This is a genomic window from Nakamurella sp. GG22 (assembly GCF_052976845.2).
On sequence record NZ_JBRIIO020000025.1, the window covers coordinates 67600 to 90637 of the forward strand.

The following is a 23038-nucleotide window of genomic DNA, read 5'->3' on the forward strand; positions in this document are numbered from 1 at the left end:
CAGAGTGCTTGCAGGCGGAGAACCCTCCGGCGAGCGCACATCGCAAAGGTTGGGACTGACGTGATTCAGCAGGAGTCCAGGCTCCGGGTCGCCGACAACACGGGCGCCAAGGAGATCTTGTGCATCCGTGTCCTCGGCGGCTCCTCCCGTCGGTACGCAGGCATCGGCGACATCATCGTGGCGACCGTCAAGGACGCGATTCCCGGTGCCGGTGTGAAGAAGGGCGACGTCGTCAAGGCCGTCATCGTGCGCACCGTGAAGGAGAAGCGTCGGGCTGATGGTTCGTACATCAAGTTCGACGAGAACGCAGCCGTGCTGCTCAAGGGCGACGGCGATCCGCGTGGCACCCGCATCTTCGGGCCGGTCGGCCGCGAGCTGCGCGACAAGAAGTACATGAAGATCATTTCGTTGGCGCCGGAGGTGCTGTGATGGGGCTGAAGGTGAAAAAGGGCGACACCGTCCTGGTCATCGCCGGTAAGGACAAGGGCGCGCGCGGGAAGGTCATCATGGCCTACCCGGAGCGCAATCGGGTCCTGGTCGAGGGTGTCAACCGGATCAAGAAGCACACGAAGGTCTCGACGACCCAGCGTGGTGCCAAGTCCGGCGGCATCGTCACCCAGGAAGCGCCGATCCACATCTCGAACGTGCAGGTCGTGGACGGCGACAACAAGCCGACCCGCGTCGGCAAGCGAGTCAACGAGGAAGGCCGCAACGTTCGCGTCGCGCGCCGCACCGGTAAGGACCTGTGATGACTGTCGTCATTGAGAACCCGTCGACGGAGACCACCAAGCCGCGCCTGAAGGTGCGGTACGAAGACGAGGTCCGCGCTGCCCTGCAGCAGGAGTTCGGCTTCGGCAACGTCATGCAGATCCCCGGCGTCGTCAAGGTCGTCGTCAACATGGGCGTCGGCGAGGCGGCCCGTGACGCGAAGCTGATCGAGGGTGCTGTCCGCGACCTGGCCACCATCACCGGCCAGAAGCCCGTCATCCGCAAGGCCACCAAGTCGATCGCGCAGTTCAAGCTGCGCGAGGGCATGCCGATCGGCGCGAAGGTCACCCTGCGCAACGATCGCATGTGGGAGTTCCTCGACCGGCTGCTGACCATCGCGCTGCCCCGTATCCGCGACTTCCGCGGTCTGTCGGCCAAGCAGTTCGACGGCAACGGCAACTACACCTTCGGTCTCAACGAGCAGTCGATGTTCCACGAGATCGACATCGACCGGATCGACCGGCCGCGCGGCATGGACATCACGGTCGTGACGACGGCCAAGACTGACGACGAGGGACGCGCGCTGCTCAAGCAGCTCGGCTTCCCCTTCAAGGAGAACTGAGATGGCGAAGACAGCGTTGGTCATGAAGGCCAAGCGCAAGCCGAAGTTCGGCGTTCGCGGCTACACCCGGTGTAACCGTTGCGGGCGTCCGCGCTCGGTGTACAAGAAGTTCGGCCTGTGCCGAATCTGCCTGCGCGAGATGGCGCACGCCGGCGAGCTGCCCGGCGTCACCAAGTCCTCCTGGTAGTCGCTGGCTGCCGCCACCCTGGCTCCGCCAGTAAGTAGGGACGCCTTCGGCGGCTCGAAAACGCTGGCTGGCGCCAGTAGCCCAACGGACGCCCTGCGGGCGGGTCGAAACGCATTGAACGCAGTTGGCTTCGCCCGACAAACGCTCCGCGTTCGTCGGACTGCCTTCGGCAGTGGCTCGAGAACTGAAAACAGATTTCCATCAAGAGGCGCTCCACAAGAGCTCCCAACATCGTCACAGGCGTTGGCCCTGCGCAGCAGCGTTGGCGAACCAGGCGAGAGAGGCACGACCAGACCATGACCATGACCGATCCGATCGCGGACTTCCTGACCAGGATCCGCAACGCCAACTCGGCGTACCACGACGAGGTCGTGATGCCCTTCTCCAAGCTCAAGGGCAGCATCTCCGACATCCTCGTCAAGGAGGGCTACATCGCCTCCTGGACCACCGCTGACGCCCCCGTGGGCAAGTCGCTGGTCGTCAAGCTGAAGTACGGCCCCAACCGCGAGCGTTCCATCGCCGGGGTCCGCCGGGTGTCCAAGCCCGGACTTCGGGTCTACGCGCGTTCCACCGAGCTCCCCAAGGTGCTCGGCGGGCTGGGCGTCGCCATCATCTCGACCTCGACCGGTCTGCTGACCGATCGTCAGGCCGCCAAGAAGAAGGTGGGCGGGGAAGTTCTCGCCTACGTCTGGTAGGGGAGGAGCAGACATGTCACGAATCGGACGACTGCCGATTCCCGTTCCGGCGGGTGTCGACGTCAACATCGATGGTTCCAAGGTCACCGTCAAGGGACCGAAGGGTTCGCTCTCGCACGAGGTCGTCGAGCCGATCACGGTCGCCAGGGAAGACGGCGAGCTGGTGGTCACCCGTCCCGATGACGAGCGCGACTCGCGTTCGCGGCACGGGCTGACCCGCACGTTGGTCAACAACATGGTCGTCGGCGTCACCCAGGGCTACACCAAGTCCATGGAGATCGTCGGCGTCGGATACCGCGTCGCCGCCAAGGGTTCGGACCTCGAGTTCGCCCTGGGCTTCTCGCACCCGGTGCCGGTGAAGGCCCCTCCCGGGATCACCTTCGTCGTCGAGTCGCCGATCCGCTTCCGGGTCGAGGGCATCGACAAGCAGCAGGTCGGCGAGGTCGCCGCGAACATCCGCAAGCTCCGCAAGCCTGACCCGTACAAGGGCAAGGGCGTGCGGTACGCCGGCGAGGTCGTCAGGCGCAAGGTCGGAAAGACAGGTAAGTGATGGCAACCTCCGTTTCTCACGCGCGGCGCACTGCTCGCGCCCGGCGGCACTTCCGGCTGCGGAAGAAGGTCACCGGGACGGCGACCCGTCCGCGCCTGGTGGTCACCCGGTCCGCCCGGCACATCGCGGTCCAGCTGGTCGACGACACCGTCGGTCGCACGCTGGCCTCCGCTTCGACGCTGGAGGCCGACCTTCGGGCCGCCGACGGCGACAAGAGCGCGAAGGCGCGCACGGTCGGCGAGCTCGTCGGCCGCCGCGCCACCGAACTGGGCGTGACGACCGTCGTTTTCGACCGTGGCGGGGATTCCTACCACGGCCGGGTCGCGGCCCTCGCCGATGGCGCCCGCAGCGCCGGGCTGGAGTTCTGATGAGTTCTGTTGACAGCATTTACCTGAGCATGATCGAGAGGGATATCTGATGCCCGGACCCCAACGCGGCGGCTTCGGCGGCGGCGACAGAGCGGGCGGAGCAGGCGACCGCGCTGGTGGATCAGGCGATCGCCGTGACCGTCGCGGCGGCCGTGACGGAAACCGTCGGGACGCCCCCGTAGAGCGGAACCCGCTGCTCGAGCGCATCGTCGTGACGAACCGCGTCGCGAAGGTCGTCAAGGGTGGACGCCGGTTCTCCTTCACCGCCCTGGTCGTCGTCGGTGACGGTGACGGCTCGGTCGGCGTCGGCTACGGCAAGGCCAAGGAGATTCCCGCGGCCATCGCCAAGGGCGTCGAGGAAGCCAAGAAGTACATGTTCAAGGTGCCCCGCATCGCCTCCACCATCCCGCACCCCGTGCAGGGTGAGGCGGCGGCCGGTGTAGTGCTGCTGCGTCCGGCATCACCTGGTACCGGCGTCATCGCAGGTGGCCCGGTGCGTGCCGTGCTGGAGTGCGCCGGCATCCACGACGTGCTGTCCAAGTCGCTCGGCTCGGACAACCCGATCAACATCGTGCACGCCACCATCCAGGCGCTGAAGAACCTGCAGCGCCCGGAAGAGGTTGCGGCCCGCCGTGGCCTGCCGATCGAGGACGTCGCTCCCGCCGCCATGCTGCGGGCGCGGGCCGGTCAGGGGGTCTGAGATGGCTCTCAAGGTGACCCAGGTCAAATCCACCATCGGCAACAAGCGTCCGGCACGGGAGTCGGTGCGTTCGCTCGGTCTGAAGCGGATCCACCACACCGTGGTCGTGCCGGACAACGCGACGAACCGTGGCTACATCAACCGTGCAACGCACCTGCTGTCGGTCGAAGAAGTCGCTGATGTCGCAGTCGCGGAGAGGAATTCCGAACAGTGACTATCAAAGTTCACCACCTCCGCCCGGCACCGGGCGCGAAGACGGCCAAGACCCGGGTGGGTCGCGGCGAGGCGTCCAAGGGCAAGACCGCCGGGCGCGGTACCAAGGGCACCGGCGCGCGGAAGAACGTGCGGGCCGGGTTCGAGGGCGGCCAGCTGCCGCTGCACATGCGGCTGCCGAAGCTCAAGGGCTTCAAGAACCGGTTCCGCGTCGAGTTCCAGGTCGTGAACATCGGCCAGCTGGCCGAGCTGTTCCCGGCCGGCGGGTCGGTCGGAGTCGACGAACTGGTTGCCGCCGGTGCGGTCCGCAAGGGCCAGCTGGTCAAGGTCCTCGGTGACGGGGACCTGGGCGACGTCAGCCTGCAGGTGACCGCGAACGCCTTCTCCGGGTCCGCCAAGGAGAAGCTCGCCGCCGCCGGCGGGAGCGCCACCACCGTCTGAGACGTGCACGCCGAACACAAGTCGCCGCCCGGTGCGCCCTGAGGGGTCGTACCGGGCGGTTCGGCTTTTCCGGCGGGCGTTCTGCCCGATGACGAATGCCTGTCGGGCGGGGCGCGTACGTTACAGTCGAAGGCTGCGGCCGGCGCCTCGCCGGCACTGCGATGGTGCCCGCAGAACTACACCGGGCGCCTCGGGTGCCGATCGGGACCGTCACCGCACCGCACGTTCGAACCGGATCCCGTCGAAGCCTGGCGGACCGTGTCGGCGCGGGGGAGTTCCCACGTTCAGTACGACCGTCAGGACACGGCCCAGGCCGTGCTCGGAAGACGGAAGGCCGGTCGTCGACCGGGTTTCCGCCACCGGCCCGTCCTCACCGGGGCCGGTGTAGCCAGGAGGATCATTGCTCGCCGCTTTCGCCACGGCGCTGAAGACGCCCGATCTGCGCAAGAAGATCCTCTTCACGCTCGCCATGGTCGCCATCTACCGGCTGGGTGCCACCGTGCCCTCGCCGGGTGTTTCCTACGGCGCCATCCAGGTCTGTATCGACGAGGCCGGTTCCGGCAACGACCTGTTCACCGTGCTGAACCTGTTCTCCGGTGGCGCGTTGCTGCGGCTCAGCGTCTTCGCGCTCGGCATCATGCCGTACATCACCGCGTCGATCATCGTGCAGCTGCTCACCGTGGTGATCCCGCGGTTCGAGCAGCTCAAGAAACAGGGCCAGTCCGGTCAGGCCAAACTCACCCAGTACACCCGTTACCTGACCATCGGTCTCGGTGTCCTGCAGTCGACGGCGTTCCTGGCGCTGGCCATCAACGGCCAGATGTTCCCGGGCTGCTCGACCAACGACCAGATCATCCCGGACCAGAGCGCGTTCGCGCTGATCGTGCTGGTGCTGACGATGACCGCCGGCACCGCCGCGATCATGTGGATGGGCGAGCTGATCACCGATCGCGGCATCGGCAACGGCATGTCGATCCTGATCTTCACCTCGATCGCCGCCCGGATCCCCGCCGAGGGCAAGAACATCCTGGACAACCAGGGCCCGGTCGTCTTCGGCGTCATCGTGGTGATCGCGCTGGGCATCATCGGCGCCGTGGTCTTCGTGGAGCAGGGACAGCGCCGGCTGCCGGTGCAGTACGCCAAGCGGATGATCGGCCGGAAGATGTACGGCGGCACGTCGACGTACCTGCCGTTGAAGGTCAACCAGGCGGGCGTCATCCCGGTCATCTTCGCGACCTCGCTGCTGTACCTGCCGCTGCTGCTGGTGCAGCTGGTGAGCCCGACGACGGTCAACGCCGACGGCAGCCAGGAGATCAGCGGCTGGGTCCAGTTCATCCAGCTCTATGTGGTCAGCCAGTCCAGCTGGGTGCACATCCTGCTGTACTTCGCGTTGATCATCTTCTTCACGTACTTCTATGTCGGCATCACCTTCAACCCGACCGAACGGGCTGACGAGCTGAAGAAGTACGGCGGGTTCATCCCCGGCATCCGGCCGGGTCGGCCCACCGCGGAGTACCTGCAGTACGTGCTCTCCCGGATCACCCTGCCGGGCTCGCTCTACCTCGGCATCGTGGCGATCCTGCCCAACCTGTTCCTCGAACTCACGGGTGAGGGCAACAACCAGAACTTCCCCTTCGGTGGTACCGCTGTGCTCATCATGGTCGGCGTGGGGTTGGATACGGTCAAACAGATCGAAACCCAACTGATGCAGCGCAACTACGAAGGGTTCCTCCGCTGATGAGAATTCTGATCGTGGGACCGCAGGGAGCCGGCAAGGGCACCCAGGCGGATCTGCTCGCCAAGAACCTGAACATCCCGCACATCTCGACCGGCGACATCTTCCGGGCGAACGTGACCGCGGGCACCGAGCTCGGCGTGCTGGCGAAGAAGTACATGGACGCCGGCGAGCTCGTGCCCGACGAGGTCACCAGTGCGATGGTGGCGGCCAGGCTGGCCGAGCCCGACGCCGATCCCGGTTTCCTGCTCGACGGTTTTCCGCGGACGGTTCCGCAGGCGAAGTGGCTCGGCGAGCTGCTGCACACCAACGATCACGACCTGGACGCCGTGCTGCTCATCGACGCCCCCGACGACGTGTTGCTCGAACGCATGCTGGCCCGCGGCCGGGCGGACGACACCGCCGACGCGATCAATCGTCGACTCGCGCTGTACCACTCCGAGACCACCCCGCTGCTCGAGCACTACGCCGACCTGCTGGTCGCCGTCGACGGCGTGGGCACGGTCGAAGAGGTGCAGCAGCGCGCTCTGACCGCACTCGAGCGCTGAGGCTGTTCCGCCAGCGATGAGCGACCGGGGAATCCAGCTGAAGACCAGAGGCGAGCTGCAGGCGATGCGCGCCTCCGGTCGGGTGCTCGCCACCGCCATCGCGGCCGGCCGGGCGGTCGTGGCGCCGGGCGCCACCACGCTGGACGTCAACGACGCGGTCGCTGCGGTCATCGCCGAAGCGGGCGCGACCAGCAATTTCCTGCATTACGGTGCCCACGGCTCCGACCCCGGTTTCCCGGCGACCATCTGCGCATCGGTGAACGAGGAAGTGGTGCACGGCATCCCGCGCGCCGACCGGGTACTCCGTGAGGGTGACCTGCTCTCCATCGACGCCGGCTGCATCCTCGACGGGTGGCATTCCGACTCGGCGATCTCCGTGCACGTCGGGTCCGCACCCTCGATGGAGGAGGTCGACCTGATCGCCGCGTGCGACCTCGCGATGTGGGCCGGCATCGCCGCCGCACATGCCGGCGGCCGGCTGGGCGACGTCTCCTCGGCGATCGAGGAGTCGGTGGCCACGTCCGCCCGCAACGACGGCCGGCGGTACGGGTCGGTGGCCGGCTACGGCGGGCACGGGATCGGCACTGCCATGCACATGGCCCCGTTCGTGCCCAACCAGGGCAAGCGCGGCAAGGGTCCACGGCTGGTCGGCGGCACCGCGCTGGCGATCGAGCCGATGATCACCCTCGGCAAGCCTGCGACCAGGGAACTGGCCGACGGCTGGACCGTCGTGACCAAGGACGGCGCACGGGCCGCGCACACCGAACACTCCATCGCGATCAGCGACGAGGGCATCTCCGTGTTGACGGCGGCCGATGCCGGCGCGGCCGGGCTCGCCCCGTTCGGCGTCACTCCGATCTCGCTGGACTGAGCTCTTGCTCGCCGCCGCCGCTCGGCGCGCCCCTGCCTTCCTGCTGATCACCACGCTGCTCTGCGCGCTGACGCTGTCATTGGGGTACGCGAACAAGGCACGCTGCGTCGGCCCGTCGTTCGACCAGTTCGGCCGCAGCACCCCGGACTACCAGACCAGGGTCGCCCGCGACGTCTGTTACTCCGACATCCAATTCCTCTGGATCGGCCGGGACATCGACCGGCACGTCTTCCCGTACGTCTCCGGCGGGTACAACGCTGTGCAGAAGTCGCTGTACGGAGGATCCCTCGAGTACCCGGTGCTGACCGGGATGGCGATCTGGCTGGCGGCGGTGCCGTCATCCACGGACGGCGACTTCCTGCTCTGGTCCGCGGTGCTGCTGGCCGCGGCCGGGCTGCTGGCGGCGGCCCTGCTGGCCTGGCTCGCCGGGGCCCGGTCCTGGTGGTACGCCCTCGCGCCGCCGCTGGTGCTGTACGCCTTCCACAACTGGGATCTGCTGGCGGTGGCCGCCACGGTGGTCGCGTTCTTCGTGCTGCTGCGGGCGAGCCGGCCGCTGCGGGACGGCGCCGCTCCAGAACCGATCCCACCGCCCGGCAGGTTCGCACCGCCGGGCAGGATCTCCCGGCCCGGCCCGCTCATCGCGGCGGCCGTCGCGCTGGGCATCGGCGCCGGTTTCAAGCTGTACCCGATGATGTTCGCGCTGCCGATCGCGCTCTGGCTGGGTGCGGGCGGCTGGAAACCGTCCTTCCGCAACCCCCGGCCGGTTCTCGCCCGCTGGCTGACGGCGGCCGCCTTCGCGGCAGGGACGGCGCTGGTGTTCGTGCTGGTCAACGTGCCGTTCGCGCTGGCCGGTCCGCGGGGCTGGTGGGCGTCGTTCCAGTTCCAGTGGAGCCGGCCGATCGACGTCACCACCAACACCATCTGGTTCTGGGGCGCGCGGCCGTACAGCGACTCCGACAACGAGGCCGTGCAGCACACCCTTGCGATGATCGCGACCGGGACCACGCTGGCCGCCTTGCTGCTCGCCTGTGTCCTGGCGTTCCTGCGGTACGACCGGCGTCGCGGTTACCCGTGGTTGCAGGCCTGCGCCGCGATGGTCTGCGGCTACCTGCTGTTCAACAAGGTGCACTCGCCGCAGTTCACCCTCTGGCTGCTGCCGTTCTTCGTGCTGCTGCGGATCCGGCCAGGCTGGATCTTGGCCTACTTCGTCGCCGACGCCGCCGTCGGGATCGGTTTCTTCCGCTGGCAGTACCTGATCGGCCGCGGAGCGCCGAGCTCCGCCTACGACGCCCTGTCCCCGCAGCTCGTTCTGATCGGCGTCTGGGGCCGGGCCGCACTGCTCGTCGCGCTGTTCATCGTGTTCCTCCGGTCTGACGTCGTCAGCCTGCCGCCGCGATGGCGGCGACAGGCTGACGGGACCGGGGTCGGATCCGAGGTCGGGTCGGGGATCGGATCAGATGTCGACCTTCGCCCGGCCGCGGATCTTGTTCGCCGCCACCCAGATGGCCCCGAGCACCAGCAACCCGTACAGCGACAGCGCCAGGGTGGAATCGAACAGCGTGCCGACGTCGCCCTCGCTGACCGCGAGCGCGCGCCGCAGGCTGGTCTCGGCGAGCGGCCCGAGGATCACCGCGATGAGCACCGGCGCCAGCGGCAGCCCGTACCGGCGCAGGACGAAGCCGAGCAGCCCGATCAACACCAGCATGATCAGATCGACGAGCGATGAGCTGCCGGCGTAGACGCCCAGCACCGCGAACACGGTGATCCCGGCGTAGAGGTAGGGCTTGGGGATCATCAGCAGCTTCGCCCAGATCGGGGCGAACGGCAGGTTGATGATCAGTAGCACGAACATCCCGACGAAGAGGCTCGCGATCAGTGCCCAGACCAGGTCCGAGTTGCGGGTGAACAGCAGCGGTCCGGGCTGCATGCCGTACTGCTGGAACGCGGCCAGCATGATCGCGGCGGTGGCCGACGTCGGCAGCCCCAGCGCCAGCAGCGACCCCATCGCCGACCCGGCGGTCGCGTTGGCGGCGGACTCCGGCGCGGCGAGGCCGCGGATCGCGCCCTTGCCGAACTGCGGGTCCTTGCGCCGGCGATCCAGTTTCCGCTCCAGCCCGAACGCCAGGAACGTGGGGATCTCCGCGCCGCCGGCCGGGATCGCGCCGAACGGCACGCCGAACGCGGACCCCCGCAACCAGGCCGGCAGGGCCTCGCGGAACTCGCGGCGGTTCAGGTAGGGACGCTTGTTCATCACCATGGCGGTGGCCGACGGGTCCTTGTGGATGCGAGAGGCGACGTGCAACACCTCGCCGAGGGCGAGCAGGCCGACCGTGATGACGATGATGTCGATGCCGTCGAACAGCGCGGGAACACCGAAGGTGTAGCGGGAGGCGCCGCTGATACCGTCGACGCCGACCAGTGCCAGCGCCAGTCCGATGGCCAACGCCGCAACGCCTTTCACGGCCGAGTCGGAGACCACCGCCGAGGTGGCGACGAACGCGACGACGGCGAGGGCGAAGTACTCGGTCGGGCCGAACACCGTCGCCAGTTCGGCCAGCACCGGCGCGAAGAAGACCACCAGGATGGTCGCCAGCAGGCCGCCGGTGAACGCGCCGATGGCGGCGGTGGCCAGTGCCTGCGGTCCGCGGCCGCGTTTGGCCATCCGGTGTCCCTCGAACGTCGAGGCGATCGCCGTCGAGTTACCGGGTGTGTTCATCAGGATGGCGGTCGTGGAGTCGCCGAACAGCCCGCCGTAGTAGATGCCGGCGAACATGATGAACGCGCCCACCGGGTCGAGGCTGAACGTCACCGGCAGCAGCAGTGCCACCGCCATCGCCGAGCCGAGGCCGGGCAGCACGCCGACGGCGGTGCCGAGCATGCACCCGACGAACACCCACAGCAGGTTGATCGGGGTGAGGACCTCACCGAAGCCCTGCATGAGGTTGCTGATCTGGTCCATCTCAGAGCACCCCTTCCAGGAATCCGGCCGGCAGGTTCAGGCCCAGCGCGGCGCCGAAGATCAGTTGGATCAGCGAGGACATCACCAGGGCGATGGACAGGTCGAACACCGGACGGCGTGAGCCCAGGGCGTAGCTGACGCCCCAGAACAGCACGGCGGCGGCGATGATCCAGCCGGCCGGAACCAGCAGCACGATGCACGCCACCAGGGACGCCAGCACCGTGCCCAGCGCCCGCCAGTCGCTGAAGGCCTTGGCCGGCCATGGCTCGCGACCCGGCGGGACGTCCGGCGGGATCTCGTCGACCTGGTCGCCGTCGGCGTCCAGCGCCGGGCCGTCGGCCGGCAGGAACTCCGTCGAGGCATCGACGTCGTCGTACCCGCTGCCATCGCCGTGCTCGGCCGGACGTCCGTGATCCCGCAGTTCGCGAACCGCCCTGGCATGACCACGCAGGATCTGGATGGTCGACAGCAGCGCCATCACCAGCAGCAGGCCGATCACGATCATCGGGAAGAACGTCGGCCCCGGAACCTGCACGCTGGGCGGCAGTTTCATGTTCACGGTGCCGATGATCAGGAAGATCGCGATGGCGACCAGGATGCCGGGGACGACGAGCTCGGACAGTCCTGCCCGTGAGCCGACAGCGGCGGTGCTGTCGTGGGTCGCCGCCCGATCGGCCGTACTGCCGGGTTTCTCTGAGGTGCTCATCAGGCTCCGATCCCCAATTGGTCTGCGATCTCCTGGATCCGGGTGGTCTCGGTGGCCAGGAACGCCTCGAACTCGTCACCGGCCAGGAAGGTGTCCTGCCAGCGGTTGCGGGCGATGGTGTCCTGCCAGGCCGCGCCGTCCACCATCTCGGCGACGATGTCGATGAGCGCCTGCCGCTGCTGGTCACTCAGGCCGGGCGGCGCGACGAGTCCGCGCCAGTTGGTGAGTTCGACGTCCACGCCCTGCTCACCGAGGCTGGGCACGTCGATGCCCTCGACCCGCTCCTTGGTGCCCATGGCCAGTGCCCGGACGTTGCCCGCCTCGATCTGGTCGGCGAACTCGTTGTAGCCGGAGATGCTGGCGTCGACCGTGTTGGCGAGCAGTGCATTCAGCGCCTCGCCGCCGCCGGAGAACGCCAGGTAGTTGATCTGCCGCGGGTCGATGCCTGCGTCGACGGCGACCAGGCCGGCCAGCAGGTGGTCCGTGCCGCCCTTCGATCCGCCACCGACCACCGTGCCGCCCGGGTCCGCCTTCCACGCTGCGAGGAATTCCTCGAGGTTCTGGTACGGCGAATCGCCGGGAACGACGATGACCTCGAAATCCTCGGCCAGCCGGGCGATCGGGGTGACGTCGGTGAGCGTCGCGTCACTGTCGTTGGCGATGACGCCGCCGACCATCACCGTTCCGGTCACCATCAAAGTGCCGGCCTGACCGTCCATGTCGGTCAGCTGGCCGAGCCCGATCGTGCCCGCCGCGCCCGGGATGTTGACCACCTGGACGTTGTTGACGATGCCGTCAGACTTCAGCGCCTGCTGGGCTTCCCGGGCGACCAGGTCCCAGCCCCCGCCGGGAGCGGCCGGGGCGATGACCCCGAGCCGGCTGCGGGCCGAGTCGCCGGTTCCGGTGTCGACCGCCGACCAGATGCCGGCACCGACGATCAGCACGACCACCACCGTCCAGACCGCGGTGACCCACGGCTTGCGCTGCTTGGTCCGGGCCTGCGGCGGCGGGCCGGATCTCGTGTCGGGAGATGCCGTCATTGGCTTTCCTTCTGCGTGGAGAGGAGGTCGGGTCGAGAGGAGGTCGAGGTGGTGTGCGGTCAGGGACGCGCGCGCACGGCCAGCACCGGGACGGAGGCGTTGAGCAGCACGTTCTGGGCGGTCGACCCGAAGAACAACTTCCCGACCGGCGACCGCCGGCGCAGCCCGATGACGATCATCTCGGCATCGAGTTCGGTTGCCAGGTCTACGATCTCGCCTGCCAGGTCCTCGCTGCGCACCGCCGCCCTGATGGAGACGGGCGGGTTCTCGACACCACCGTCCGAGACGTCCGGAACGGTGTGCACCTCCGCATCGCCGGTGTGGGCGGGGGCGGTCAGCACGATCAGGTCCGTGCCGCGCAACCGCGCTTCGTCGACAGCGCGGCGGACGGCCGCCTCACCTTCGGGGGTCTGCTGGTAGGCCGCGAGAATCGTCATCGGTACTCCTTCGTTTCCGGTGGGCGGGACGTTATCCGCGTCACCCGACAGCGCCGCCGTTTCCCGCGGTTCCTGTCACTTGTTGACGTTGTCCCGAGTTGTGCGCGTTGTGCTCACGGCATCCGCGGATCTAGGGTCAGCCGATGAGGCGACGGCGCCTGCGGTTCACCGGTCAGCTGCTGGTCCTCCAGCTGGCCGTGGTGGCGGCCGTCGTGCTGGTCGGATTCGGCCTGTTCGCGACCATGCTGGACCGCGGACTGCGGACTGGGTACGGCGATCGGGCGCTGGCCATTGCCCGGTCGATGGCCGCCGATGACGAGGTCCGTGCCCTGGTCGCGGGGTACTCGGCCGATCACCGGGCCGGTCCGAACAGCGCCGTCGAGCTGGAACGCGGGCCGATCCAGCGCGATGCCGAGGCCGTCCGGGAACTCACCGGCGCGTTGTTCGTCGTCGTCACCGACGACCGGGGGATCCGGTTGGCCCACCCGCAGCCGGCCGAACTGGGCCGGCCGGTGTCCACCGATCCCTCCGTCGCGCTGGCCGGCCGGGAGGAGATCGTGGAGCAGCGCGGCACTCTCGGCGAGTCCGCGCGGGCGAAGGTGCCGGTCCTCGCGCCGGGCGGTACTGACGTGGTCGGCGCGGTGAGCGTCGGCATCGGCACCGACGAGATTTCCGCCGCGTTGTGGTCGGACCTGCGGGTGGCCGCGCTGTACGCCGCCGCCGCACTCGGCCTCGGCGTGTTCGCGTCGATCCTGCTCAGCCGCCGGCTGCGCCGGTTGACCCTCGGGGTGGAGCCGGAGGAACTGGCGGCGATGGCCTCCGAACACGAGGCGGTGCTCGGCAGCATCAGCGAGGCGGTGGTCGGCGTCGACCCGCACGGCCGGATCGGGGTGGCGAACGGCGAGGCCCGCCGGCTGTTCGGCGACCGGGTGCGACCGGGTGAGATGGCCGATGCCGTCGGGCTTCCGAACGGCGTGCTGACCGTCATCCGGGAGATGTCCGAGCGTCCGCCCGCGGACCGGGTGCCCACCGACCCGTTCCTGGTGCTCGCCGGTGAGCGGGTGCTGATCTGCAGCGTCGGCGGCGTCACCAGGGACGGCCGTGATCTCGGCGTGGTGCTCTCGGCGCGCGACCGGACCGATGTCGAGGCGCTCACCCGGCAGCTGGACGCGGTGCAGACGATGGGCTCGGCGCTCCGGGCGCAGCGTCATGAGTTCGCGAACCGGCTGCATGTCGTGCACGGCCTGCTCGATCACGGCCATCTGCAGGAGGCCACCGAGTATGTCCGGTCGGTGCTGGGCGCGGGTCCGCTCGGCACCCTGCTGGAGGGATTGGAGACGGTCCGGGATCCGACCCTGCAGGCGTTCCTGGCGGCAAAGGCCGCGCACGCCCGGGAGCGTTCGGTGACGCTGCGACTGGGCCCGGAGACCTGGCTGGACCGGTCGGTGACCGACCCGGTGGCGGTGACCACCGTGGTCGGCAACCTGCTCGACAACGCGGTGGACGCGGCGGCTGAGGGCACCGCCCGCAGCGAGCGGTGGGTCGAGATCGAGTTGCTGGCCGACGCCGGGACGCTGTTCGTTACGGTCGCCGACAGCGGCGACGGGGTGCCGAAAGCGTTGCGGGAGAGTCTGTTCCAGGAGAACGTCAGCAGCCACCCGGCCGGCGAGAGCGGCGGCCGCGGACTGGGACTGGCCCTCGTGCGGCAGATCGCCAGGGTGGTGCGGGGCGACGTCTGGCTCGCCGACCCGGGCGGAGGTCAGGCCGGTGCGGTGTTCGTCGCCCGGTTGCCCGGCGCGGTGACCGGGGGGCGGGCAAATGTGGCTCCGGCGGGGGACCCGGCCGAGGTGCGGGCGGCCGGTGCCGTGCTCCCGGCGGCGCGGCCATGACCCTGCAGGTGCTCGTCGTCGACGACGACTTCCGGGTGGCCCGGCTGCATGCAGCGACGGTGGACCGGGTGGCCGGCTTCCGGGTCGCGCACGTGTCGTCCAACCTCGCCGATGCGATGCGCCGGCTGACCACCGCCGGCAGCACGATCGACCTGGCGGTGCTCGACCTGTATCTGCCCGACGGTTCGGGCCTGGAACTGATGCGCAGGGTCGACTGCGATGTGTTCGTGGTGTCGGCGGCGGCCGAATCGGCGACCGTGCGCGCCGCGTTGTCGCGGGGGGCGCTGGCGTACCTGATCAAGCCGTTCCCGGAGGAGATGCTCGCCGAGCGGTTGACCGCCTACGCCCGCTACCGGGCCGGACTCGACCGGCTGGACGTGCTCGGTCAGTCGGAGCTCGACCTGGCGCTGCGCACCCTGCACGCACCATCGGCGCACCGGCCGAAGGGCCATTCGACACTGACCGAGCAGGCGGTGGTGAAGGCCGTGCTGGGGGCGGGTGACCCGGTGTCGGCGGCGGCGGTGGCCGACCAGGTGGGGATCTCGCGGGCGACCGCGCAGCGCTACCTTTCGCTGCTGGCCGACGGCGGGACGATCGTCATGCAGCTGCGGTACGGGTCGACCGGCCGTCCGGAACACCGGTTCAGCGCGCCGGACTGACCGGCCCGCGGCGTGTGAAACGCTCGCCCGATGAACGCCGTGCTGACCGGGCTGCTGGTCGGTGCCGTGGTGATCGCGATCGGCCTGCTGGCGGTGTTCGCCGGGCGCTGGCTCCGCCGTCGGATGCTGGATCCGCCGGGGGTGCGGGCGGCCGGGCAGGCCCTGCGGACGGCGGGCCTGGCGGCGCCGCCGCTGCGCGAGGGGCTCACCGCGCATGCCAGCGCACAGGCGCTGCCGTACCTGTCGGCATTGCTGGAGACCCCCGGTGTCGCGCTCGCCGGGCCCGATGGGGTGCTGCTCGGCGTGCACGGACCGGGCGCGCACCACGCGGGTGACGTCAGCGGTGCCGTGCTGACCGCTGTCGGCACCGGGCGGCGGCAACTGGCGGGCTGCCCACCGTGCGGTCGGCCGGGCTGCCAGGTGAGCCGGGCGGTGATCGTGCCGCTGATCGCGGCGGGCCGGTCCGCCGGTGCGCTGGTCGTGCTCGCCGGTTCCGCGGTCGGTCCCTATCTGGTCCGGGCAGCGGACGAGACCGCTCGCTTCATCAGCACCCAACTCGAACTCGCCGATCTCGACGCCTCCCGGGCCGACCTCGCGCGGGCCGAGGTGCGGGCGCTGCGTGCCCAGATCTCCCCGCACTTCATCTACAACGCCCTCACCACCATTGCCGCCTTCGTCCGCAGCGACCCGGACCGGGCGCGCGAACTGCTGCTCGAGTTCGCCGACTTCACCCGGTACTCGTTCCGGCAGGCCGGCGAGTTCACCACCCTCGCCGACGAGATGGGCAACATCGAGAAATACCTGACGCTCGAGCGGGCGCGGTTCGGCGACCGGCTGCACATCCGGTGGCGGATCGCCCCCGAGGTGCTCGGCGTCCTGGTGCCGTTCCTGTCGATCCAGCCGCTGGTCGAGAATGCAGTGCGGCACGGGCTGGCTGGTCGGACCGGCGACGGCACCGTCGCGGTGACGGCGGAGGACGCCGGCCCGGACTGCCTGATCAGCGTCGAGGACGACGGCATCGGGATGGACCCGGAAGAGGTCGGCCGGAGCCGGGAGGGCGAGCCGTCGGGCAGCCACGTCGGGCTGTCCAATGTCGACGACCGGTTGCGCGCCGCGTTCGGCGAGGACTACGGCCTGATCGTCGAGACGGCGCCGAACGCCGGAACGAAGGTGATCGTCCGGCTGCCCAAGTTCGCGCCCGGTATCAGTGCCGATCGGTAGCGGTGTCGATCGGTAGCGGCATCGATCGGTGCAGTGCCCATCGGTGCAGTGCCGATCAGTGCAGGGCCGATCGGTGACAGGATCGCCGGATGCCGACCACCCGCATCGTTCCCGACCTGCAGAGCGCGGCCCCGGACCGGGCCGCCGCCTTCTATTCGAGCGTTCTCGGCCTGCGTCCCGTGATGGATCTCGGCTGGATCGTCACCATGGCCGACCCGGAGCGGCCCGACGTGCAGATCAGCCTGATGATCGGTGACGCGACGGCCGCCGTGCCGCCGGAGGTGTCGGTGCAGGTGGATGACGTCGACGCCGCCTACCGGGCGGCCGTCGGCCTCGGCGCCGAGATCGTGCACCCACTGACCGACGAACCGTGGGGCGTCCGGCGGTTCTTCGTCAGGGATCCGGACGGCCATGTGATCAACGTGTTGTCGCACCGTTGAGCGGACCCCGGGGCGGCAACCGGCGACCTACAATTCTGCGATCCCACCCCGCGGTGGCGGGGGTGTGTCCCGCCGGTGCATGGGAACGCTGCGGTGGGCGGCGAGCGGACAGGACGGTCAACGTGGCGTCGACGGAATCGGCCATCGCCGGACTCGTGGTGCTCGCGGTCGACGACGAGGCCCCGGCGCTGGACGAGATCGGGTTCCTGCTCGGCGGTGACCCGCGGGTCGGCACCGTGCTGACCGCGTCGAACGCCGCGGAGGCGCTGGCCATGCTGCAGCCGACCTCGTCGCCGACCCCGGACGCGGTGCTGCTGGACATCGCGATGCCGGGCTGGGACGGCGTCGACCTCGCGCGGGTGGTGTCCGCGTTGCCGCATCCGCCGGCTGTCGCGTTCCTCTCCGCGCACGACGACCGGGCCGTCGATGCGTACGAGATCGGTGCCGTCGACTACCTTCTCAAACCGGTGCGGCCCGCCCGGCTGGCCGAGGCGGTCACCCGGTTCTGCGCGGCCAGGGATGCGGCGGCCGAGCAGGACCGCCGGCATCAGCGGGTGGCTGCCCACGGTGATCCGGCGGGAGGCGCGGAGGCCAGGGTGGTGGAGCCCGCCGTTACGCACGTGGGGGAGCAGGACGACCAACGGGAGGACGGTGCGGTGATCGCCGTCGACCTCGCGGGCAAGACGCGGTTCGTCCCGCGGGACTCGGTGTGCTGGGCCGAGGCGCAGGGCGACTACGCCCGGCTGCACGTTGAGGGTGGCGACAGCCATCTCATCCGCACCCCGCTCGCGGTGCTGCAGGAGGAATGGGCGGCGGCGGGCTTCGTCCGGGTGCACCGCGGCTATCTCGTCGCGCTGCACCGGATCGTCGAGCTGAGGTCGGTCGACGGCGGCTACCGGGTCGGCGTCAGCGGACAGTCCGCCATCGCCGAGATCCCGGTCAGCAGAAGGCATCTGCGGATGCTGAAGCAGCGGCTTCTGGCCGGTCGGCGGCCGGGCCGGTGAGTTCGCACCAGCCCCCGCGGCGGGTCCGGGTGGTGCTCGCCGAACGGCGGCCGGCGGCGATGCCGATCCTGCGCGGCGCCGAGGTCGCGGAACAGACCGAGATCGGCAGGGAGCTGGTCAGGGGTCTGATGCGTGCGCAGTTGGCCGCCTCGCTTCGGATCGCCGGGGTGGCGCTGGTGCTCTTCGCCCCGTTGCCGCTGTTGTTCGCGGCCGTGCCGGCAGTGGCCGACGCACGGGTGCTCGGCATTCCGCTGATCTGGTGGTTGTTGGGCGTCGCGGCGTACCCGGCGCTGTATCTGCTGGCGCGGCTGCACCGGCGGCAGGCCGAGCGGATCGAACGAGACTTCACCGACCTGCTCGAGCGGGGCTGACGGCGGTGGACGGCTCGACGCTGTCGCTGATCGCGATCGCGCTGGTGGTCGTCGCGACCGGCGTGATCGGCGCGACCGGCCTGCGTTTCGCCCGCACCACCAGCGACTTCCTGGTCGCCTCCCGGTCGGTCGGGCCGAACTGGAACGCCGCCGCCATTTCCGGCGAATACCTCTCCGCCGCATCGTTTCTCGGGGTGGCCGGGCTGATCGCGGTGAACGGCCCCGACGCCCTGTGGTACCCGGTCGGGTTCACCGCCGGCTACCTCGCGCTGCAGCTGTTCGTGGCCGCGCCGCTGCGCCGCTCGGGCGCCTACACGGTGCCGGACTTCGCGCAGATCCGCTGGGGCTCGCGGCGGTTGCGGGCGGTGTCGACCGGGCTGGTCCTGGTCATCGCATGGCTGTACCTGGTGCCTCAGCTGCACGGCGCGGGACTCGTGCTGCAGGAGGTCACCGGGCTGCCCGGCTGGGTCGGCATCGCCGTTGTCGCCGTGGTCGTCACGCTGAACGTGGTCGCCGGCGGCATGCGTTCGATCACCCTGGTGCAGGCGCTGCAGTACTGGTTCAAGCTGATGGCGATCGCCGTTCCGGTGCTCGTGGTGCTGGCCGTCAACCGCACCGGCGTGCAGGAGATGTTCGCCGGCAGCTGGGCCGACGCGGGCCGTGGTCTGGGCGGGGCGCACCCGGTGGCCGGGATCTACTCCCTGATGCTGGCCACCTTCCTCGGCACCATGGGGCTGCCGCACGTGCTGGTCCGCTTCTACACCAACATCGACGGCGGCTCGGCGCGGTCGACGACGGTGCGGGTGATCGCGCTGCTCGGGGTCTTCTACCTGTTCCCGGCCGTCGCCGGGGCGCTGATCCACACCCTGATGGCGCCGCCCGCCGCAGGCCAGTCGGATTCTCTGCTGCTGGGACTGCCGGCGGCCGCGGTCGGCGGCGTGCTCGGCAATGTGCTCGGTGCGTTGCTCGCCGCCGGCGCGATAGCGGCGTTCCTGGCCACGTCGTCCGGGTTGGTGGTGGCCGCGGCCGGGGTGCTGTCCACCGACGTGCTGCGCGGGCGGGTGCGCGACTTCCGGGTCGCCGCCGTGGTGGCCGGGGTGGTGCCGCTGGTGCTGGCCCTGCCGACCACCGACCTGGACATCTCCCGGGTGGTCGGGATGGCGTTCGCGGTGGCGGCGTCGACCTTCTGCCCGTTGCTGGTGCTGGGCATCTGGTGGCGCGGACTGACCACCGCCGGCGCCATCGCGGGCCTGCTCGTCGGCGGCGGGCTCAGCCTGTTCGCGCTCGCCCTGTCGATCGTCATGCCGGGTCTGCTGCCCGATCCGTTCGACTCGCTGCTCGGCCAACCGGCCGTCGGTTCCGTTCCCGCGGCCTTCCTGACGATGATCGCGGTGTCCCTGGTGACCAGGTCGAGAATCAGCCCGACGGCCGACGCGGTGCTCGCCCAGTTGCACCTACCCGGGGCGGTCAAACGGGCGATGACACCGGCCGCCGATCGCTGACGTGCGGCGGCCGTCAGCCGCACGGGTGAATGTGGGCCCGGTCACAGCTTTGCCCGAATAGACCGCTCACCGGCACGGAAGCGCCGTTCGGCGCACCGACTCCCCGCTGCCCGATCGGGCGGTGCGATCGGCTCACCGGCTGCCTAGCGTCCTCGCATACCGTGCCCCGGTTCACCGCCGCGGCGCGCCGAAGCAGACCCGGACGAGGAGGTCCCATGGCAGATCCGCCAGCAGCACAGGGCACATCGGTGGCGAGTTCGGTGGAGTGGGAGACGGTGCAGGCGTCACCGGACTTCGCGAAGCTCCGACATGCGCTGCGTTCCTTCGTGTTCCCCACAACGGTGGGTTTCCTGGTCTGGTACTTCACCTACGTGCTGTGCGCGGCCTTCGCCCGTGACTTCATGAACATCCAGGTGTTCGGCAACATCACCGTCGGCCTGCTGTTCGGTGTCCTGCAGTTCGTCTCGACCTTCCTGATCGCGTTGTTCTACGCGCGGCACGCCGACAGCAAGTTCGACCCACTCGCCGACAAGCTGCGCGGCCAGATCGAGGGAGACGCCCGATGATCACTCTTGCCGCAGGGTCCGCGCAGGTCGCGGAGGAGGTGCAGGCCGCCGCCGAAGAGGGCTCGTCGCACCAGACGCTGACCATCACCTTGTTCGCGCTCTTCGTCGCGCTCACCCTCGGGATCACCATCTGGGCCAGCCGGCAGAACCGCACCGCTGCCGACTTCTATGCCGGTGGACGGTCTTTCACCGGCATGCAGAACGGTTTCGCGATCGGCGGCGACTACATGTCCGCCGCGTCGTTCCTGGGCATCGCGGGTCTGATCGCGCTGTACGGGTATGACGGCTTCCTCTACTCCATCGGCTTCCTCGTCGCATGGCTGGTGGCCCTGCTGCTGGTCGCGGAGCTGATGCGCAACACCGGCAAGTTCACCATGGCCGACGTCCTGAGCTTCCGGATGCGGCAGCGCCCGGTTCGTACCGCGGCGTCCATCTCCACCGTGGTCGTGTCGATCTTCTACCTGCTGGCCCAGATGGTCGGCGCCGGTGAGCTTGTCGCGCTGCTGCTCGGCATCAGCTCGCAGGCCGCGAAGAATCTCGTCATCGCCGGGGTCGGTCTGCTGATGATTGTCTACGTGGTGTTCGGCGGGATGAAGGGCACCACCTGGGTGCAGATCGTCAAGGCGGTCATGCTGATGACCGGCGCCGCCGTGATGACGATCTGGGTGCTCGCCAAGTTCGGCTTCAACCCCTCCGCGCTGCTCGGCGCGGCCGCTGATGCCTCCGGTAAGGGAGATGCCTTCCTGCAGCCCGGACTTCGGTACGGCGTGGAGAACGCGGACGCGACGAAGACCCTGCTCTCCAAGCTGGACTTCATCTCCCTCGCCCTCGCCCTGGTGCTCGGCACCGCGGGCCTGCCGCACATCCTGATCCGCTTCTACACCGTCCCGGACTCCAAGGCGGCGCGGAAGTCGGTGCTCTGGGCGATCGGGCTGATCGGCACCTTCTACCTGATGACGCTGGCCCTGGGCTTCGGTGCGGCGGCACTGGTGGGCTCCAAGGCGATATCGGAACAGAGTCCCGGCGGCAACACCGCGGCGCCACAACTGGCCGAGGCGCTGGGCGGCGTCGGTACCGGGCTCGGCGCGGTGATGCTCGCCGTTATCGCGGCGGTCGCCTTCGCCACGATCCTGGCGGTGGTCGCCGGTCTGACGCTGGCGTCGTCGTCCTCACTTGCCCACGACCTGTACTCGAACGTGATCAAGAAGGGCAAGGTCACCGACAAGCAGGAGGTGCGGGTCGGCCGGATCGCGGCGGTCTGCATCGGTGCGGTGTCCATCGCGCTGGCCATTCCGGCGCAGTCGTTGAACGTCGCGTTCCTGGTGGCGATCGCCTTCGCCATCGCGGCCTCGGCGAATCTGCCGGTGATCCTGTACTCGCTGTTCTGGAAGCGGTTCAACACCAGGGGCGCGACCTGGGGTATCTACGGCGGCCTGATCTCCGCCCTGGTGCTGCTGGCCTTCTCGCCCAACGTGTCCGGCGGCGCCGTCAACGCCACGACCGGCAAGGCGGCCAGCCTGATCAGCGATCCGGCGATCAACTTCGCCTACTTCCCGCTGGCCAATCCCGGACTCGTGTCGATCCCGCTGGGCTTCCTGTTCGCCTTCATCGGGACGATCACCAGCCGCGAGTACAACAAGGCCAAGTGGGCCGAGATGGAGGTCCGATCGCTGACCGGTGCGCACGCCGAGAAGGCGACGTCCCACTGAACTTCTGATCTTTTCCCGCTATTCGGGGGGCACATCGCCGGCTGCAGTATCAGCCGGCGATGTGCCGTATCCGGAGGCCCCAGTCCCGCATGGCGTCCAGCGCCGCGTCCCGGTCGGCGTCGTCGAACTCGGCGAGCACGGCGTAGGACACGGCACGCAACGGTCCCCGGACCAGCCCGGTGTCGGCCCGGATCCCGGTGTCGGTGCCCGTCTTGTGCGCCACCCACCAGTCCCGGTCGGCGGCTCCGTGGGCGAGTGGGTCGAGCCCGAAAGCGCCTGACGTCATTGACATGTCAGTGTCCAGGTTGAGCCAGCCGAGGACAGTCGCGCTGACCGTCGGGTCGATGATCTCGCCGCGGTGCAGCCGGCCGAACAGCTCCGCGAGCTCCTGAGCGGCGCCCGTCGACAGGGTGGTCGGATCCTGCGGACCGCGGTGGTCGCGCACCCGGTCGTACAGCGCGGTGTCGCGCAATCCCAGCGCCTCGGCCGTCGCGCCGACCGCCGGCAGCCCGATCTCGCGCAGCAGCACGTTGGTGGCCAGGTTGTCGCTGACGGCGCCCACCAGGACGGCGAGGTCGGCCACCGCGAGCGACCGGGTGTGCAGGTGTTGCCACAGACCCGAATCGGCCACCGCGTCCTCCGAGGTCCTGGTGAACAACGTGGCCGGGTCGAGCTCGCGGTGCACCAGCCGGCGGGCGACCTCGATCAGCAACAGGATCTTCCCGACAGACGCCGTCGGCCGGACGGCGTGTGGATCGAGGGTGGCGAGCTCCTCGCCGGTCTGCGCGTCGACGAGGCACGCGGACAACCGCACCGATGTGTCCAGGGGGGCGCTCACGCCGCCCATGCTCGCACCCGGGGCCTGGCCGTGAGGGAGCCGGGCCGCTCATCCGGAGC

Annotated in this window: 27 protein-coding genes and 1 pseudogene; 23 read left to right on the forward strand and 5 right to left on the reverse strand. The window is 69.4% G+C overall.

All coding sequences use genetic code 11. The features are described 5' to 3' along the window. Positions 1-60: 60 nt before the first annotated feature. The 14 genes and pseudogenes from rplN to ACVBEQ_RS21760 form a co-directional block, all read left to right on the forward strand. Complete coding sequence (gene rplN, locus ACVBEQ_RS21695) at positions 61-429, forward strand: 50S ribosomal protein L14 (RefSeq protein WP_447155481.1); 369 nt, start codon at positions 61-63, stop codon at positions 427-429. After that, positions 429-749, forward strand: coding sequence for a 50S ribosomal protein L24 (rplX, locus tag ACVBEQ_RS21700; protein WP_447155482.1), 321 nt, complete (start codon positions 429-431; stop codon positions 747-749). The genes rplN and rplX overlap by 1 nt, the downstream gene beginning before the upstream one ends. Further along, a complete protein-coding gene (gene rplE / locus ACVBEQ_RS21705) occupies positions 749-1330 on the forward strand; it encodes a 50S ribosomal protein L5 (protein WP_447155483.1) in 582 nt (193 codons plus the stop codon). The genes rplX and rplE overlap by 1 nt, the downstream gene beginning before the upstream one ends. A gap of 1 nt (position 1331) precedes the next feature. Continuing rightward, positions 1332-1517, forward strand: a complete 186-nt coding sequence (locus ACVBEQ_RS21710; RefSeq protein ID WP_447155484.1) for a type Z 30S ribosomal protein S14 — start codon at positions 1332-1334, stop codon at positions 1515-1517. A 296-nt stretch (positions 1518-1813) separates the two neighbouring features. Continuing rightward, on the forward strand, positions 1814-2212 hold the full coding sequence (rpsH, locus tag ACVBEQ_RS21715; protein ID WP_447155485.1) for a 30S ribosomal protein S8: 399 nt from the start codon (positions 1814-1816) through the stop codon (positions 2210-2212). Positions 2213-2225: 13 nt separating this feature from the next. Then, entirely contained in the window at positions 2226-2762 is a 537-nt protein-coding gene (rplF, locus tag ACVBEQ_RS21720) for a 50S ribosomal protein L6 (protein WP_447155486.1), read from the forward strand. Beyond that, positions 2762-3130, forward strand: a complete 369-nt coding sequence (gene rplR, locus ACVBEQ_RS21725; protein ID WP_447155487.1) for a 50S ribosomal protein L18 — start codon at positions 2762-2764, stop codon at positions 3128-3130. The genes rplF and rplR overlap by 1 nt, the downstream gene beginning before the upstream one ends. 49 nt (positions 3131-3179) lie before the next feature. Further along, positions 3180-3830: a 30S ribosomal protein S5 gene (gene rpsE, locus ACVBEQ_RS21730; RefSeq protein ID WP_447155488.1), complete on the forward strand. Its 651-nt coding sequence runs from the start codon at positions 3180-3182 to the stop codon at positions 3828-3830. 1 nt (position 3831) lies between these two features. Further along, the gene (gene rpmD / locus ACVBEQ_RS21735; RefSeq protein WP_447155489.1) at positions 3832-4044 is read left to right on the forward strand and encodes a 50S ribosomal protein L30; all 213 of its coding nucleotides are present in this window, start codon (positions 3832-3834) and stop codon (positions 4042-4044) included. Continuing rightward, positions 4041-4484, forward strand: coding sequence for a 50S ribosomal protein L15 (gene rplO / locus ACVBEQ_RS21740; protein WP_447155490.1), 444 nt, complete (start codon positions 4041-4043; stop codon positions 4482-4484). The genes rpmD and rplO overlap by 4 nt, the downstream gene beginning before the upstream one ends. A gap of 400 nt (positions 4485-4884) precedes the next feature. After that, a complete protein-coding gene (gene secY, locus ACVBEQ_RS21745) occupies positions 4885-6222 on the forward strand; it encodes a preprotein translocase subunit SecY (protein ID WP_447155491.1) in 1338 nt (445 codons plus the stop codon). Further along, positions 6222-6767 (forward strand): adenylate kinase, encoded by a 546-nt coding sequence (locus tag ACVBEQ_RS21750; protein WP_447155492.1) that lies wholly within the window; start codon positions 6222-6224, stop codon positions 6765-6767. Before secY ends, ACVBEQ_RS21750 begins: the two co-directional genes overlap by 1 nt. Positions 6768-6783: 16 nt before the next feature. Beyond that, positions 6784-7638: a type I methionyl aminopeptidase gene (map, locus tag ACVBEQ_RS21755; protein ID WP_447155493.1), complete on the forward strand. Its 855-nt coding sequence runs from the start codon at positions 6784-6786 to the stop codon at positions 7636-7638. A gap of 310 nt (positions 7639-7948) precedes the next feature. After that, a pseudogene (locus ACVBEQ_RS21760) lies at positions 7949-8800 on the forward strand (hypothetical protein); the annotation flags it as partial. Positions 8801-9091: 291 nt separating this feature from the next. On the opposite strand, the gene ACVBEQ_RS21765 reads toward ACVBEQ_RS21760, so the two are convergent. The 4 genes from ACVBEQ_RS21765 to ACVBEQ_RS21780 are packed head-to-tail and all read right to left on the reverse strand — an operon-like array spanning position 9092 to position 12780. Beyond that, complete coding sequence (locus tag ACVBEQ_RS21765) at positions 9092-10597, reverse strand: tripartite tricarboxylate transporter permease (protein ID WP_447155494.1); 1506 nt, start codon at positions 10595-10597, stop codon at positions 9092-9094. A gap of 1 nt (position 10598) precedes the next feature. Further along, complete coding sequence (locus tag ACVBEQ_RS21770; protein WP_447155495.1) at positions 10599-11303, reverse strand: tripartite tricarboxylate transporter TctB family protein; 705 nt, start codon at positions 11301-11303, stop codon at positions 10599-10601. Beyond that, positions 11303-12343 (reverse strand): Bug family tripartite tricarboxylate transporter substrate binding protein, encoded by a 1041-nt coding sequence (locus tag ACVBEQ_RS21775; protein ID WP_447155496.1) that lies wholly within the window; start codon positions 12341-12343, stop codon positions 11303-11305. The genes ACVBEQ_RS21770 and ACVBEQ_RS21775 overlap by 1 nt, the downstream gene beginning before the upstream one ends. 59 nt (positions 12344-12402) lie before the next feature. Next, positions 12403-12780: a universal stress protein gene (locus ACVBEQ_RS21780; protein WP_447155497.1), complete on the reverse strand. Its 378-nt coding sequence runs from the start codon at positions 12778-12780 to the stop codon at positions 12403-12405. A 143-nt stretch (positions 12781-12923) separates the two neighbouring features. Between ACVBEQ_RS21780 and ACVBEQ_RS21785 the strand changes: the two genes are divergently transcribed. From ACVBEQ_RS21785 to ACVBEQ_RS21825, 9 genes are all read left to right on the forward strand, one after another. Beyond that, a complete protein-coding gene (locus ACVBEQ_RS21785; RefSeq protein WP_447155498.1) occupies positions 12924-14669 on the forward strand; it encodes a sensor histidine kinase in 1746 nt (581 codons plus the stop codon). Then, positions 14666-15328, forward strand: coding sequence for a response regulator (locus ACVBEQ_RS21790; RefSeq protein WP_447155499.1), 663 nt, complete (start codon positions 14666-14668; stop codon positions 15326-15328). The genes ACVBEQ_RS21785 and ACVBEQ_RS21790 overlap by 4 nt, the downstream gene beginning before the upstream one ends. A 30-nt stretch (positions 15329-15358) precedes the next feature. After that, on the forward strand, positions 15359-16549 hold the full coding sequence (locus ACVBEQ_RS21795) for a sensor histidine kinase (protein WP_447155500.1): 1191 nt from the start codon (positions 15359-15361) through the stop codon (positions 16547-16549). An 89-nt stretch (positions 16550-16638) separates the two neighbouring features. Further along, complete coding sequence (locus ACVBEQ_RS21800; RefSeq protein WP_447155501.1) at positions 16639-16989, forward strand: VOC family protein; 351 nt, start codon at positions 16639-16641, stop codon at positions 16987-16989. Between the two features lie 122 nt (positions 16990-17111). Further along, the gene (locus tag ACVBEQ_RS21805) at positions 17112-17993 is read left to right on the forward strand and encodes a LytR/AlgR family response regulator transcription factor (protein ID WP_447155502.1); all 882 of its coding nucleotides are present in this window, start codon (positions 17112-17114) and stop codon (positions 17991-17993) included. After that, the gene (locus tag ACVBEQ_RS21810) at positions 17990-18364 is read left to right on the forward strand and encodes a hypothetical protein (protein WP_447155503.1); all 375 of its coding nucleotides are present in this window, start codon (positions 17990-17992) and stop codon (positions 18362-18364) included. Before ACVBEQ_RS21805 ends, ACVBEQ_RS21810 begins: the two co-directional genes overlap by 4 nt. A gap of 5 nt (positions 18365-18369) precedes the next feature. Beyond that, entirely contained in the window at positions 18370-19866 is a 1497-nt protein-coding gene (locus tag ACVBEQ_RS21815; protein WP_447155504.1) for a sodium/solute symporter, read from the forward strand. A gap of 215 nt (positions 19867-20081) precedes the next feature. Next, entirely contained in the window at positions 20082-20432 is a 351-nt protein-coding gene (locus ACVBEQ_RS21820) for a DUF485 domain-containing protein (protein ID WP_447155505.1), read from the forward strand. Then, positions 20429-22141 carry a solute symporter family protein gene (locus ACVBEQ_RS21825; protein ID WP_447155506.1) on the forward strand — a complete coding sequence of 571 codons (1713 nt, stop codon included), beginning with the start codon at positions 20429-20431 and terminating at the stop codon, positions 22139-22141. Before ACVBEQ_RS21820 ends, ACVBEQ_RS21825 begins: the two co-directional genes overlap by 4 nt. A 49-nt stretch (positions 22142-22190) precedes the next feature. Here ACVBEQ_RS21825 and ACVBEQ_RS21830 read toward each other — a convergent pair whose 3' ends face one another. Continuing rightward, positions 22191-22979, reverse strand: a complete 789-nt coding sequence (locus tag ACVBEQ_RS21830; RefSeq protein ID WP_447155507.1) for a serine hydrolase — start codon at positions 22977-22979, stop codon at positions 22191-22193. Positions 22980-23038 lie beyond the last annotated feature (59 nt).